This window comes from Marinobacter sp. DUT-3 (assembly GCF_050379435.1).
GTDB lineage: Bacteria > Pseudomonadota > Gammaproteobacteria > Pseudomonadales > Oleiphilaceae > Marinobacter.
On sequence record NZ_JBNRMG010000003.1, the window covers coordinates 401,606 to 415,333 of the forward strand.

12 protein-coding genes are annotated in these 13,728 nt (G+C 58.3%); 2 read left to right on the top strand and 10 right to left on the bottom strand.

Going from position 1 to position 13,728, the window contains the following annotated elements:
• Positions 1-193: 193 nt before the first annotated feature.
• From ACQUWM_RS07280 to ACQUWM_RS07325, 10 genes are all read right to left on the bottom strand, one after another.
• Positions 194-964, bottom strand: a complete 771-nt coding sequence (locus ACQUWM_RS07280) for a hypothetical protein (RefSeq protein ID WP_428921681.1) — start codon at positions 962-964, stop codon at positions 194-196.
• Positions 965-1,095: 131 nt separating this feature from the next.
• Positions 1,096-1,794, bottom strand: coding sequence for a hypothetical protein (locus ACQUWM_RS07285; protein ID WP_428921682.1), 699 nt, complete (start codon positions 1,792-1,794; stop codon positions 1,096-1,098).
• Between the two features lie 313 nt (positions 1,795-2,107).
• Positions 2,108-3,796, bottom strand: a complete 1,689-nt coding sequence (locus ACQUWM_RS07290; protein ID WP_428921683.1) for an AMP-binding protein — start codon at positions 3,794-3,796, stop codon at positions 2,108-2,110.
• 49 nt (positions 3,797-3,845) lie between these two features.
• On the bottom strand, positions 3,846-4,424 hold the full coding sequence (locus ACQUWM_RS07295) for a peroxidase-related enzyme (protein WP_407002219.1): 579 nt from the start codon (positions 4,422-4,424) through the stop codon (positions 3,846-3,848).
• Positions 4,421-5,329, bottom strand: a complete 909-nt coding sequence (locus ACQUWM_RS07300) for a hydroxymethylglutaryl-CoA lyase (protein ID WP_428921684.1) — start codon at positions 5,327-5,329, stop codon at positions 4,421-4,423. The genes ACQUWM_RS07295 and ACQUWM_RS07300 overlap by 4 nt, the downstream gene beginning before the upstream one ends.
• A 1-nt stretch (position 5,330) precedes the next feature.
• Positions 5,331-7,325 (bottom strand): acetyl/propionyl/methylcrotonyl-CoA carboxylase subunit alpha, encoded by a 1,995-nt coding sequence (locus ACQUWM_RS07305; RefSeq protein WP_428921685.1) that lies wholly within the window; start codon positions 7,323-7,325, stop codon positions 5,331-5,333.
• Positions 7,326-7,330: 5 nt separating this feature from the next.
• Positions 7,331-8,134: an enoyl-CoA hydratase-related protein gene (locus ACQUWM_RS07310; protein ID WP_406988034.1), complete on the bottom strand. Its 804-nt coding sequence runs from the start codon at positions 8,132-8,134 to the stop codon at positions 7,331-7,333.
• A gap of 14 nt (positions 8,135-8,148) precedes the next feature.
• Positions 8,149-9,756: a carboxyl transferase domain-containing protein gene (locus ACQUWM_RS07315; protein WP_406988032.1), complete on the bottom strand. Its 1,608-nt coding sequence runs from the start codon at positions 9,754-9,756 to the stop codon at positions 8,149-8,151.
• 194 nt (positions 9,757-9,950) lie between these two features.
• Positions 9,951-11,117: an isovaleryl-CoA dehydrogenase gene (locus ACQUWM_RS07320; RefSeq protein WP_407002224.1), complete on the bottom strand. Its 1,167-nt coding sequence runs from the start codon at positions 11,115-11,117 to the stop codon at positions 9,951-9,953.
• Between the two features lie 24 nt (positions 11,118-11,141).
• The gene (locus ACQUWM_RS07325) at positions 11,142-11,588 is read right to left on the bottom strand and encodes a MerR family transcriptional regulator (protein WP_406988029.1); all 447 of its coding nucleotides are present in this window, start codon (positions 11,586-11,588) and stop codon (positions 11,142-11,144) included.
• Between the two features lie 194 nt (positions 11,589-11,782).
• Here ACQUWM_RS07325 and ACQUWM_RS07330 point away from each other — a divergent pair, with 194 nt between their 5' ends.
• Positions 11,783-12,544, top strand: a complete 762-nt coding sequence (locus tag ACQUWM_RS07330) for an SDR family NAD(P)-dependent oxidoreductase (protein ID WP_428921686.1) — start codon at positions 11,783-11,785, stop codon at positions 12,542-12,544.
• Positions 12,545-12,567: 23 nt separating this feature from the next.
• Positions 12,568-13,719 carry an acyl-CoA dehydrogenase family protein gene (locus ACQUWM_RS07335; protein WP_428921687.1) on the top strand — a complete coding sequence of 384 codons (1,152 nt, stop codon included), beginning with the start codon at positions 12,568-12,570 and terminating at the stop codon, positions 13,717-13,719.
• Positions 13,720-13,728: the final 9 nt, after the last annotated feature.

The following is a 13,728-nucleotide window of genomic DNA, read 5'->3' on the forward strand; positions in this document are numbered from 1 at the left end:
TGAAAGCGTTTTTTGATCGTGAGTGCTCCAGAATTTAAGAATAGGTCCTATTTTTAGCTCATTTATTGATCGTTTTCAGCTCGGGATGGACCTTCGACCTTTTCCTACAGCCTCAACGCCCGGCTCATGCGCCGATTTGGAGCCGCGAAGCGGCGGAAATCGGTCGCTGTGCAGCCGATTGTTAAATCTATTTTCAGCCCTCTTGGTGGTACAGATTGTCATTTACTTTGATCGGTTCAGGTGGCTCGCGTCCCTCATAAACGTCAACACGCACTATTCGTTTAGGCAATCCCTTCTTCTCTCTCCACCCAGCAGCAACTGCCAACGCCTCTGGTTCATACTCTAAATCTAATCCGCACAGGTAGCGCGACATGAACTGCGCGGTGAACGGTAGAGCTTGATTGTATAGTCCAATATCTTTACTACCACTAGCCAAAGCGGCATTAATTGGAGTGGCCAGAACACGAGCAACCTGCGCGTACTCGACGCCTCGAGCAAGCATCGGGCTTCTTGGGGTTGTCCAAGGAGAATAGCCCTCCTGTGTCACGAAACGAGTCGTGAATTCATAGTCATAAAGAATGTAAAAAGCACGGGGAGCCACGCGGAGGATTCGACGTGCCTGCGGTACTTTAATCTCAGAGTAGCGGATTGATTTCAGGTCGCGGCGCTTGGCTTCTAAAAAGGCGGCACCGACTATTGGCTTCTCACCTTTGCGTGCTATCTGTATTAGAAAAACAATATCACCAAAGTGGGTTTCGTATTTCCCATCTAACTTATAGCTCTCAATGCTTACAGAGACGTTCTCAACACCACGCAAATAGCGGCGACTAGAAAAGGTAGATTGTATTGCTGCCAACACCGACCTTGTAATGTGGTTTTCTTCCCAGTCATAGGGATAACACGCATCAATTGTCTCATTGATATCTTTTTCCATCGTTGAGGTCATTTCAATCCATGTATCCATCGATACTCCCTTTGATATAACGCGAAGCACAGCGGCGACCTGCTGCGCCTTGTTAAATATAAATGTACAGTTTCAGTAATGAATGCAGGAACGTCAGGAGCACAGTCCATTGAGCAGGAAAAATGCTTGCTCTACGCACCCAAGTCAACCGACTGCTCTTCATATTTACTTGTTACCCGTGCCTCAAACGCAGACACATGATCTTTAGTAAAGTTAAAAAGATCATCTAGTTTATTGCTTGTTATTTGAAGCCTACCTCCAACAGGAGTTTCCGCCAGTTCGCCAACAATCCTTGGTTTCTTTGCGCTAGTAACCATACCCCTCTCATGTACGACAATGTTTCGCAACAGGAAATAGTTATAAATCCAGCAGATTGCGCTATCAAAATTTAGGGGACTATTGAGACCCAGATGCTCATGTATTGCCCTCACCGAGCAAGCAGCTTTATTTCTGATTTCAAAGCTGCCCTTTCTTCTGTAAGACCGTATGACCACCTTGTCCATAGTTGGGGCATCACTGATCTCATGCAATTCGGAGAAAAGAGCCTCAAAAGCAGAACAAACGCTGACTAATGATTGGTATGCATTAAGCCTTTCGAACTCTCCTTGCTCGTAAAGGTCTACCACGTCTTTGGGAGTTCGAATGGTCGTCCAGGATCTTGGAAAATCATCGCTAACGTGTAGTTCAAGTTCCGACGATTCTAATTTTTCAACTCCACACATGAGTTCTGCACTCATGCGAGCGGATAAGTAGAAAGTCGCAATATCGTCGACATTGAGCCTAAATCGTTCACAGCTTTCTCTAATCGATTCAAGATTTATGGGTACCATTTCAACTCATCTTTTTCATCTTTGGGACGGCGATTTTCACCTTATTGATTTAACCGCAATTTGAAAGCAGTCACGCCGCCAACAAAAATCCGGCAGCTTCGTTATTCCACCTTCGTTTGTAACCTAACCAACAAAATAGCCTAAAAATCAGGGCCCTGCAAAGCTAGCAGCCAGCATTCCTGCAATATCACCGCGCAATAACGAAGCACGCTTCATGATTGCGGGGTTCCTGGAGACGAATAAGGCTGGATCAGAACGAACAAACCCCGACAATTAGCCGGGGTCTGAAGGTAGGAACAGAGCAGGGGGTGGCTTACTTCTTCAACCCCATCTCCTCAATAGAAATCTCCCGCATCTTGAACTTCTGGATCTTCCCGGTCACCGTCATCGGGAATTCATCCACGAACTTGTAGTTCTTGGGGATCTTGAAGTGGGCGATCTTGCCCTTGCAGAATTCCCTCAATTCGTCGCCAGTCACCGGGTGTGCATCCGGGTTCAGTTTCACCCAGGCGATGAGCTCTTCGCCGTATTTGTCATCGGGGATGCCGGTGACCTGCACTTCCTCGATGGCGGGGTGGGAGTAGAGGAATTCTTCGATTTCTTTCGGGTAGATGTTTTCCCCACCGCGGATGACCATGTCTTTGATGCGGCCGACGATCTGGATGTAGCCGTCTTCGTCCATGGTGGCCAGGTCGCCGGTGTGCATCCAGCCGGCGTCGTCGATGGCTTCGCGGGTTTTTTCTTCGTTGTTCCAGTATTTCAGCATCACGCTGTAGCCACGGGTGCACAGTTCGCCGATTTCGCCGCGGGGGACTACGTTACCGGTGCCCGGGTCGACGATTTTGGTTTCCAGGTGCGGCTGGGTGCGGCCCACGGTGGTGACCTGTTTCTCGAACGGGTCGAGGGCGCTGGTCTGGGTGGACACCGGGCTGGTTTCGGTCATGCCGTAGGCAATCTGCACTTCTTTCATGTGCATCTTGCCGTTGACCTTTTTCATCACTTCCGCCGGGCAGATGGAGCCGGCCATGATGCCGGTGCGCAGGGTGGAGAGGTCGTAGCTTTCAAACTCCGGCTCGGCCAGTTCGGCGATGAACATGGTGGGCACGCCGTACAGGGCGGTGGCTTTTTCCTGGTGTACGGCCTGCAGCACGGATTTGGGCTCGAAGCCTTCGCCCGGGTAGATCATGGTGGAGCCGTGGGTAATGCAGCCCAGGTTGCCCATGACCATGCCGAAGCAGTGGTACAGGGGCACGGGGATGACCAGGCGGTCTTTCTCGGTGAAACGCTGGCTCTCCGCCACAAAGTATCCGTTGTTGAGGATGTTGTGGTGGGTGAGGGTGGCGCCCTTGGGGTTACCGGTGGTGCCGGAGGTGAACTGGATGTTGATGGGATCATCGAACTGGAGCTGGCCCTGTACCTTGTCCAGTTCTCCCTGGCTGACGTCGCTGGCAAAGCCCACGAACTCGTCCCAAGTCCACATGCCGTCGTGTTTGTCTTTGTCCAGGTTGACCACGGCGCGCAATTCGGGCACCTGCTGGGCCTTGAGTTGGCCCGGGGTGCTGGCCTTCAGTTCCGGCGCCAGGTCGTAGACCATTTTGCGGTAGTCGGAGGCCTTGAAGCTGTCCGCCGTCACCAGCACGGAGATGCCGGCCAGGTTCAGGGCATAGTCCAGTTCGTGTACGCCATAGGCCGGGTTGATGTTGACCAGAATAGCGCCGACTTTGGCGGTGGCGAACTGGGTCACGGTCCACTCATAACGGTTGGGGGACCAGATGCCAACGCGGTCGCCACGTTTGACGCCGATGGCCATGAAGGCGCGGGCGGCTTCGTTGACCTTTTCAACAAACTCTTTGTAGGTCCAGCGGATGTCCTGGTGCAGGGCGACCAGGGCTTCGGTATCGGGGTACTTGTCGGCGGTGCGGTCGAGCATTTCGCCGATGGTCATGCCCAGTAGCGGCGTCTCTGAGGTGCCGCTTGTATAACTTGGGAGAGTGTTGCTCATATCTCTGCCTCCATTGTTGTTGTAGTCGAGGGCGAGCAGTGTCTATCTGCTAGCGACTCTGGCTGTGATACTCGGGATTAGGTTGCATATCGCTGGCGATGGCCACGCGATTGGACATGTTGTAGAAGCCGATCAGGTTGCTCAGATCCCAGATGGCGCTATCGCTGAGGCCGGCATCCCGCAGGGCCTGGATGTGCTCTTCGGTGACGGTGGCCGGTGAACGGGTGAGGTGGGATGCAAAATCCAGCATTGCCCGCTGGCGCTTGTCGAGTCTGGCGCTGCGGTAGTTCATCACCATGTGTTCGCCCAGTTGGGGGTCGCCGCTCAGTACCCGCACGGCGGCGCCGTGGGCCACCAGGCAGTAGTAGCACTTGTTCTCGGAGGAGACCACCACGGCCACCATTTCCCGCTCCAGCTTGCTCAGTTCGCCTTCGCCCAGCATCAGTTCGTTGTACAGGCGGGTGAAGCCTTCGAGCTGTTTCAGGTTCTGGCTGTAGGCGGTCAGCACATTCGGGATCATGCCGAGTTTTTCCTGGCAGATCTGGAAGTACTTCTGGGTGTCTTCCGGCATGTCGCGGATCTCGGGGATCGGCAAATCCAGGGCGACCACGTTCTTGTTCTGGTTCATGCGCAATTCCCTCCAAGGGCCTGACCGACTTTGGAACCGTTATGGCGCTTAATCTGGCGGCATACCCAGTCGCCGGTGGCGACCAGTTTGTCCAGGTCTACGCCGGTTTCGATGCCAAGACCGTTCAGAAGGTATAGCACGTCCTCGGTGGCGACGTTGCCGGAGGCGCCTTTGGCGTAGGGGCAACCGCCGAGGCCGGCGACGGAGGCGTCGATGACGGCTACGCCTTCTTCCAGAACGGCGTAAAGATTCGCCAGAGCCTGGCCGTAGGTGTCGTGGAAGTGGGCGGCCAGCTTTTCAATCGGCACCTGGGCGGCGACGGCTTCAAGCATGCGTTTGGCCTTCTGGGGTGTGCCCACGCCAATGGTGTCGCCCAGGGAGATTTCGTAGCAGCCCATGTCGGCCAGGGCTTTGGCGACTTTGGCCACCTGTTCGGGGGCGATGTCGCCCTCGTAGGGGCAGCCGAGCACAGTGGAGACGTAGCCCCGTACCGGAATGCCGGCTTTATTGGCGGCTTCCATCACCGGCAGGAAGCGGTCGAGGCTTTCGGCAATGGAGCAGTTGATGTTTTTCTGGCTGAAGGATTCAGACGCGGCGCCGAATACCGCGACTTCGTCCACCCCCGCCGCCAGGGCGTTTTCGAAGCCCTTGAGGTTGGGGGTGAGCACGGAGTAGCGAACGCCCGGTTTGCGGTTGATGCCGGCCATGACTTCGGCGGCATCGCCCATTTGCGGCACCCATTTCGGGGACACAAAGCTGGCGGATTCGATATGGTTCAGGCCGCAGTCGGCCAGCCGGTCGATCAGCCCGGTTTTGATGCGGGTTTTGATCACCGGGCCGGGTTCGTTCTGCAGGCCGTCCCGGGGGCTCATTTCCACCAGTCGTACCTGTTTCGGAAAGGCCATGTTACGCCACCTCCTCGTCACTGGTTTCGATGGCGATCAGGTCCGCGCCTTCGGACACCTGATCCCCTTCAGCGAAGAAAATGTCGGTCACGACGCCGTCGGCCGGGGCCTTGATGGCATGCTCCATTTTCATGGCTTCCATGATCACCAGGGTCTGGCCGGCGGTCACCTTGTCACCCACCTTGGCCTGGATGGCGACGACGGCGCCGTTCATTGGTGCTGACAGGCTGCCTTCACCGGCCATTTCCTCGAGGCCGTAGGTCTCCCGGTAAAGGGTGCACTGGAAGGTGTCGCCTTCGTAGAACAACACCAGTTTGTCGTTGTGCAGGTTGCCATGAATGCTGATGCGATGGCCGTTGATCACCGCCTGCAGGTAGTCGTCGTCCAGACGGGCAGTAAGGTTGTAAACACTGCCGCCAACGTGGACCTGATAGCGGTCGTCCCGTTCCAGCACCTTGAGTTCGTGGATGTCTTCACCCACCTGCAGTTTCAGCGGCTGGGCGTATTCGGAGTTCATGCGCCAGCTGTTCTGGCGGCCAAACGGCGACCAGGGATCGGTGCTGACCACTTCCCGGGACTTGCGCTGTTCCAGTACAAAACCGGCGGCCAGCACCAGGGCCTTGTGGGTGTCCAGTTTGGATTTCGGGAACAGCAGATCCCGGTGGTCCTCGATAAACCCGGTGGTCAGGTCGGCTTCCCGGAACGGCTGGGCATCGGCCAGTGCGTGGAGGAAGCGGATGTTGGTCTTCACACCGGCAATGCGGTAATGCTCCAGGGCCTGCACCATGCGGTTGATGGCCTGGTCCCGGGTTTCATCCCAGACGATCAGCTTGGCGATCATCGGATCGTAATGGATGCTGATCTCGTCGCCTTCGGTGACGCCGGTGTCCACCCGCACGTGGACGCTTTCGTCCGGAGTGCTCAGGTAGCGCAGGGTGCCGGTGGCGGGCAGGAAGTCCTGGTCCGGGTCTTCGGCGTAGATGCGCGCTTCCAGGGCGTGGCCCCGGGTTTTCACCTGGGCCTGTTCCAGCGGCAGGGGCTCGCCCCAGGCCACTTTCAATTGCCATTCCACCAGGTCCTGGCCGGTGACCATTTCAGTGACCGGATGTTCCACCTGCAGGCGGGTGTTCATTTCCATGAAGAAGAAGGAGCCGTCCACGTCGTAGAGGAATTCCACGGTGCCGGCGCCGACGTAATTGATGGCCTGGGCGGCTTTCACGGCCGCTTCGCCCATGGCCTTGCGGGTCTCTTCCGACAGGCCCGGGGCTGGCGCTTCTTCCAGCACTTTCTGGTGGCGGCGCTGCACGGAGCAGTCCCGCTCGGCCAGGTACACGCCGTGGCCGTCCTGGTCACAGAACACCTGGATTTCCACGTGGCGCGGCTGGGTCAGGTAGCGCTCGATCAGCATGTCCGGATTGCCGAAGGCGTTCTTGGATTCCCGTTTGGCTGCAGCCAGGGCATCGTCAAAGTCTTCCAGGCGCTCGACCACGCGCATGCCCTTGCCGCCGCCACCGGCCACGGCTTTGAGCAGCAGCGGGAAGCCGCATTTTTCGGCTTCGGCGCGCAGTGTTTCCGGTGACTGGTCGTCGCCGTGGTAACCGGGCACCAGCGGTACACCGGCCTTTTCCATGATGGCCTTGGCGGCGGACTTGGAGCCCATGGCGGCGATGGCCGAGGAGGGCGGGCCGATGAACACGATGTCGTTGGCTTCGCAGGCCTCGGCAAACTGGGTGTTTTCCGACAGGAAGCCGTAGCCCGGGTGAATGGCCTGGGCACCGCTTTCCTTGGCGATTTCGATGATCTTGTCGGCCCGCAGGTAGCTTTCGGAGCTGGGGGCGGGGCCAATGTTGAAGGCTTCGTCGGCCATGGCCACGTGCCGCGCGTCGGCATCGGCGTCGGAATACACGGCGACAACACGAATGCCCATGCGGTGGGCGGTCTGGATGATCCGGCAGGCGATTTCGCCCCGGTTGGCTATGAGTATCTTGCTGAACATTGTTGTTAGTCCTCCGGAGCCCAGTTGGCCTTGCGTTTGTTCAGGAAGGCGCTGAGTCCTTCCTGGCCTTCGGCACCCACCCGGATATCCGCGATGCGTTGTGCGGTGTCTTCAATGACGTCGTTGCCGATCTGCTTGTGGCTGACGGCGAACACCAGATCCTTGGCCGCCTGCATGGCTTCCGGGCCGTTGAGGGCGAGCTGCAGCAGCAGTTCGTCGCAGCGGCGCTCCATGGCGGCTACGTCGTCACACACTTCGTGCACCAGGCCGAAGTGTTCGGCTTGTTGGGCAGTGAATATCTCAGCGGAGATGAAATAGCGCCTGGCCTGGCGTTCGCCAATGGCCCTTACCACGTAGGGGCTGATCACGGCGGGAATCAGGCCGAGCTTCACTTCGCTCAGACAGAAACTGGCTTTCTCCGTGGCGAGAACGATATCGCAACAGGCGGCCAGGCCCACGGCGCCGCCGAAAGCCGCACCCTGTACCAGGCCGATCACCGGCTTGCCGAGGTGGTTCAGGGTGTCCATCAGCCGCGCGAGCTCTCGTGAGTCGTCCAGGTTTTCCTGGCGGGTGTTGTCCGCCATGCGGCGCATCCAGCCCAGGTCCGCGCCGGCGGAGAAGTGCTTGCCTTCGGAGCGCAGGATGACGATGTTGGTGTTGTCGTCGGCATTCACTTTTTCCAGCGCGTTGATCAGTTGCTGGATGATGACGTCGTCGAACGCGTTACGTTTGTCCGGGCGGTTGAGCACCACTTCGGTGACACCTTTGGCGCGTTGGTTGAGCATTACTGCTGATTCCTGATCGGTCATGGCGCTGTCCTCCGTTACATGCGGAACACGCCGAAGCGTGTTGGCTTGGCCGGGCGGTTCAGGGTGGCGGACAGGCTCAGGGCCACGACCTCGCGGGTCTGGGCCGGGTCGATAACGCCGTCGTCCCACAGCCGCGCGCTGGCGTAGTAGGGGTGGCCCTGTTCCTCGTACTTGTCGATGACCGGCTGCTTGAACTCGGCCTCTTCCTCGGCGCTCCATTCCTGGCCTTTGCGCTCCATGCCTTCGCGGCGAACCTGGGCCAGTACGCCGGCGGCCTGTTCGCCGCCCATCACGGAGATGCGGGCGTTGGGCCACATCCACAGGAAGTCCGGGCTGTAGGCGCGGCCACACATACCATAGTTGCCGGCGCCGAAGCTGCCACCGATCAGTACGGTGATCTTGGGTACGTTGGCGCAGGCTACGGCCATGACCATTTTGGCGCCGTGTTTGGCGATGCCTTCGGCTTCGTATTTCTGGCCCACCATGAAGCCGGTGATGTTCTGCAGGAACAGCAGCGGGATGTTGCGCTGGCAGCACAGTTCGATGAAATGAGCGCCTTTCTGGGCCGCTTCGCTGAACAGGATGCCGTTGTTGGCGATGATGCCCACAGGGTAGCCGTGGATGTGGGCAAAGCCGGTGACCAGGGTCTGGCCGTAGTAGCGTTTGAATTCGTCGAATTCGGAGCCGTCGACGATGCGGGCGATGACGTCCCGTACATCGAACTGTTTGCGCAGGTCGGTGCCGACGATGCCGTAGATTTCTTCGGGGTCGTAAACCGGTGCCTTGGGCTTGCGGATTTCCACGTCCGCCGGTTTGCGGCGGTTGAGGTTGGAGACGCAGCGGCGGGCGATTTCCAGGGCGTGGGCGTCGTTTTCGGCGTAGTGGTCGGCCACGCCGGAGATTTTGCAGTGTACGTCGGCACCGCCCAGGTCTTCGGCGCTGACGACTTCACCGGTGGCGGCTTTTACCAGCGGCGGGCCGGCCAGGAAGATGGTGCCCTGGTTGCGGACGATGATGGATTCGTCTGCCATGGCGGGTACGTAGGCGCCGCCGGCGGTGCACAGGCCCATGACCACGGCGATCTGGGGGATGTCATCCGCGGACATGCGGGCCTGGTTGTAGAAGATGCGGCCGAAGTGGTCGCGGTCCGGGAAGACTTCGTCCTGTCGTGGCAGGTTGGCGCCGCCGGAGTCTACCAGGTAGATGCAGGGCAGGCGGTTCTGCAGGGCGATTTCCTGGGCGCGCAGGTGTTTTTTCACGGACAGCGGGTAGTAGCTGCCGCCTTTCACTGTCGCGTCGTTGGCGATGATCATGCATTCGGTGCCGGAGACGCGGCCGATGCCGGCGATGACGCCGGCGGCGGGGACTTCTTCGCCGTAGACGTTGTAGGCGGCGAACTGGCCGATTTCCAGGAAGGGGGAGCCGTCATCCAGCAGTTGGTTGATGCGCTCACGGGGCAGCAGTTTGCCACGTGCCAGGTGTCGCTCCTGGTAGGTGGGGCCGCCGCCTTGCTGGATGGTGGACACTTTATCCCGCAGGTCGGCCACGGCCTGGGCCATGGATTCCTGGTTGGCCTGGAATTCATCAGACCTTGGATTTATTTTGCTTTGGAGCATGGTCATGGCTTTTTTTTCCCTCAAGATTTGGGGGCGTCCGGGGCTGGCGGGGTGTCTTTCCGGGAACCGCTACGAGCACATCCATGTGCGCTTCTCTCAGGCCATCCTTGGCCTTCGAAATTCCCGGAAAGACACCCCGCCAGCCCCTCGTCATACATTGGGTGCTGGCTTCCTGGAGCCACTGGCTTGAACCTACCGGTTTACTTGTTCAGGAACAGCTCTCTGCCGATCAGCATGCGGCGGATTTCGGACGTGCCAGCACCGATTTCATAGAGCTTGGCGTCGCGCAGTAAACGGCCTGTCGGGTATTCGTTGATGTAACCGTTGCCGCCCAGCAGCTGGATGGCGTCCAGGGCAATTTTGGTGGCCATTTCTGCGGAGTAGAGGATCGCGCCGGCGGCGTCTTTGCGGGTGGTTTCGCCGCGGTCGGCGGACATGGCCACCATGTAGACGTAGGACTTGGCGGTGTTCATCCAGGTGTACATATCCGCCACTTTGCCCTGGACCAGTTCGAATTCGCCGATGGCCTGGCCGAACTGTTTGCGCTCGCGGATGTAGGGAACGGTGACGTCCAGTGCTGCCTGCATGATGCCCAGCGGGCCGCCGGAGAGGACGAGACGTTCGTAGTCGAGGCCGCTCATGAGGACTTTGGCGCCGTTGCCTTCGCCCCCGAGGATGTTTTCCCGGGGTACTTTGCAGTCTTCGAACACCAGTTCGCAGGTGTTGGAGCCGCGCATGCCGAGTTTGTCGAGTTTCTGGTGGCGGCTGAAGCCCGGGTAATCGCGTTCGACGATGAAGGCGGTGACGCCCCGGGAACCGGCCTGGGTGTCGGTTTTGGCGTAGATGACGTAGGTGTGGGCGTCCGGGCCGTTGGTGATCCACATCTTGGTGCCGTTGAGGACGAAGTGGTCGCCTTCGTCACGGGCGGTGAGTTTCATGGAGATCACGTCGGAGCCGGCGTTGGGCTCGGACATGGCCAATGCGCCCACGTGTTCGCCGCTGATCAGTTTCGGCAGGTATGTCTGTTTTTGCTCTTCGGTGCCGTTGCGATGAATCTGGTTTACACAGAGGTTGGAGTGGGCGCCGTAGGAGAGGCCAACGGAGGCCGAAGCACGGCTGATTTCTTCCATGGCGATGACGTGCGCCAGGTAGCCCATGTCGGAGCCGCCGTATTCTTCTTTTACGGTAATCCCCAGCAGGCCCATGTCGCCCATTTTGCGCCACAGGTCCATGGGGAATTCGTTGTTACGGTCGATCTCTTCTGCGCGGGGAGCGATTTCCGCGGCGGCGAAGCCGTTGATCTGCTCGCGGAGCATGTCGAGGGTTTCGCCGAGGCCGAAGTTGAACTCTGTGTATTGTGATTTCATTGTTGGCTACCTATGTCGTTCGCGTTATTTCTGTTCTACCGGGTCAGGTTCTTCTTGTTCAGCCGTTGCCTGCTGGCGTTTTCTCTTCTGCAGGTCCGCCAGTGCTTCGCGGCAACGGGCTTCTGCCGTGTCCATTTCCATTTCCGCCTGGGCAATGTCGTTTTTCTGTTGTTCCAGTTGTGCCCGCCGGGCTTCCAGAATTTCCAGCATTTTCAGCAGCTGCTTTTCGTTGCCGCTGAGGGTTTCATCCCACAAATCGAACAGCTCTTTGGTCTCCGCCAGGGAGAAGCCCATGCGCTTGCCCCGCAGGATGAGTTTCAGGCGCACCCGATCCTTTGAACTGAATATCCGTGTCTGCCCCCTGCGGGAGGGCTTCAGCAAGCCCTGATCCTCATAAAAGCGGACGCTTCGTGTTGTGACGTCGAACTCCTTGGCGAGTTCACTGATGCTGTAGGTGCTTTTGTCTGCCATGGCGATTTCCTTTTTAGACTAAGGTTAGATAAAGTTTACGTAAACGTAAAGTAAATTTTGGGCGTAAAAGGGACGATTTTCAGAATTGATTTTTTTAACAAATATTGTGGCGGAATATGTCATGGCATAGGTGCCGGGCCTGGAACACACTTTACAACAACCAGTAAACAGTTTCTGACAACAAGGAGAACGCTATGGAATTTCAGAACGTACCGGCGATTGTTACCGGGGGTGCATCCGGTTTGGGCGAGGGGGCCGCGCGTGCCCTGGCGGCAGCGGGTTGTAAGGTCGCTATTTTCGATGTGCAGAAAGAGCAGGGTGAAGCCGTGGCCCGGGATATTGGCGGGCTGTTCGTGCACTGCGACGTAACTTCATCGGAAAGCGCCGAGGCTGCCCTGGCCACGGCCCGCGAAGCCCACGGTCCGTGTGGTGTGGCCGTGAACTGTGCCGGCATCGCGCCGGCGGCGAAGATTCTGGGCCGTGACGGGGTGATGCCGCTGGAGAACTTCAGCAAGGTCATTCAGGTCAACCTGATAGGTACCTTTAACATCCTGCGTCTGGCCGCGGCGGATATGGCTCAGCGTGAACCCAACGCCGATGGTGAGCGCGGTGTGATTATTTCCACGGCGTCTGTCGCTGCCTATGAAGGCCAGATCGGTCAGGCGGCTTACAGTGCATCGAAAGGCGGTGTGGTGTCGTTGACACTGCAGGCCGCCCGGGAACTGGCCCGCGAGGGTATTCGCGTGAATACCATTGCACCGGGTCTGTTCATGACGCCGATGATGGCCGGCATGCCCGAGGAAGTGCAGGACAGCCTGGCCGCTACCTTGCCGTTCCCCAAGCGCCTCGGCAAGCCGGAAGAGTTTGGCATGATGGTGGATCAGATGGTTCGCAATCCGATCCTCAACGGTGAAGTGGTTCGCCTGGATTGCGCGCTGCGCATGGCGCCCAAGTGAGTCCGACCAATCGGGAGAAGGTTATGAGCAGTCCAATCGATAAAGAAGAGCTCGAGATGTTCCGGGAGTCCGTTATCAAGGCCCTGGAAACCGAAGTGAAGCCCCACTACGAAGCCTGGGAAAAATCCGGGATTGTGCCCCGCGAACTCTGGAACACCCTGGGCAACGCCGGCATGTTGTGTGTGGATGTGCCGGAAGAGTGCGGCGGTTGCGGCGCGCCTTTCCAGTATTCCGTGGTGGTTGGCGAAGAGATGGCACGGCTGGGCTTTGGCGCTCTGTCCACCAACGTGATGGTGCACTCGGACATTGTTGCCCCGTACCTGAGCCATATCGGTAACGAGGAGCAGAAACAGCAGTGGTTGCCGAAAATGGTCTCCGGCGAGGTAGTCGGCGCAATTGCCATGACCGAACCCGGTGCCGGCAGTGACCTGCAGGCGATCCGCACCAGCGCCGTGAAAGACGGGGATGACTACATCCTCAACGGTTCCAAGACCTTTATCACCAATGGCCAGCATGCGGACATGGTGATCGTCGCAGCCAAGACCGACCCCAACGCCGGTGCCCGGGGCATCAGCCTGTTCCTGGTGGACACGTCCCTGCCGGGTTACAGCAAGGGTCGGAATCTGGACAAGATCGGTCAGCATTCCGGCGACACCTCGGAACTGTTTTTCTCCGACATGCGCATACCTGCCTCCGCATTGCTCGGTGAAGAAGGGCAGGGCTTTATGTACCTGATGCGGGAACTGCCTCGTGAACGCCTGGTGATTGGCGCTCTCGGCGTTGCCGCTGCTCGCGGTTCGCTGGATCTGACCATCGCTTACGCCCAGGAACGTGAGCTGTTCGGCCAGAAACTGGCCCAGCTACAGAACACCCGATTCGAAATCGCGCGAATGGAAACCGATTATCGGGTCAACAGAGCCTTCGTGGACCAGTGCATCGATCAGTACGACCGTGGCGAACTGGATGCGCCCACTGCATCCATGGCCAAGTACAGCGCCACGGAAATGCAGTGCCGGGTGGCGGATGGCTGCCTGCAGCTGTTCGGCGGCTACGGTTACACCACGGAATACCCCATTTCCCGAGCGTTTATAGACGCCCGCGTGCAGCGGATCTATGGCGGCACGTCGGAAGTGATGAAAGAAATCATAGCCCGTTCGGTACTGGGCAAGGCCTGATTGATTAAG

Excerpts from the sequence above, each read along its gene's own strand:
- ACQUWM_RS07295 (WP_407002219.1), bottom strand. The coding sequence starts at position 4,424 with ATGAACCAGAACAAGAACGTGGTCGCCCTGGATTTGCCGATCCCCGAG.
- ACQUWM_RS07330 (WP_428921686.1), top strand. The coding sequence starts at position 11,783 with ATGGAATTTCAGAACGTACCGGCGATTGTTACCGGGGGTGCATCCGGT.
- ACQUWM_RS07280 (WP_428921681.1), bottom strand. The coding sequence starts at position 964 with ATGGATACATGGATTGAAATGACCTCAACGATGGAAAAAGATATCAAT.
- ACQUWM_RS07335 (WP_428921687.1), top strand. The coding sequence starts at position 12,568 with ATGAGCAGTCCAATCGATAAAGAAGAGCTCGAGATGTTCCGGGAGTCC.
- ACQUWM_RS07315 (WP_406988032.1), bottom strand. The coding sequence starts at position 9,756 with ATGACCATGCTCCAAAGCAAAATAAATCCAAGGTCTGATGAATTCCAG.
- ACQUWM_RS07300 (WP_428921684.1), bottom strand. The coding sequence starts at position 5,329 with ATGGCCTTTCCGAAACAGGTACGACTGGTGGAAATGAGCCCCCGGGAC.
- ACQUWM_RS07285 (WP_428921682.1), bottom strand. The coding sequence starts at position 1,794 with ATGGTACCCATAAATCTTGAATCGATTAGAGAAAGCTGTGAACGATTT.
- ACQUWM_RS07310 (WP_406988034.1), bottom strand. The coding sequence starts at position 8,134 with ATGACCGATCAGGAATCAGCAGTAATGCTCAACCAACGCGCCAAAGGT.
- ACQUWM_RS07320 (WP_407002224.1), bottom strand. The coding sequence starts at position 11,117 with ATGAAATCACAATACACAGAGTTCAACTTCGGCCTCGGCGAAACCCTC.
- ACQUWM_RS07325 (WP_406988029.1), bottom strand. The coding sequence starts at position 11,588 with ATGGCAGACAAAAGCACCTACAGCATCAGTGAACTCGCCAAGGAGTTC.
- ACQUWM_RS07290 (WP_428921683.1), bottom strand. The coding sequence starts at position 3,796 with ATGAGCAACACTCTCCCAAGTTATACAAGCGGCACCTCAGAGACGCCG.
- ACQUWM_RS07305 (WP_428921685.1), bottom strand. The coding sequence starts at position 7,325 with ATGTTCAGCAAGATACTCATAGCCAACCGGGGCGAAATCGCCTGCCGG.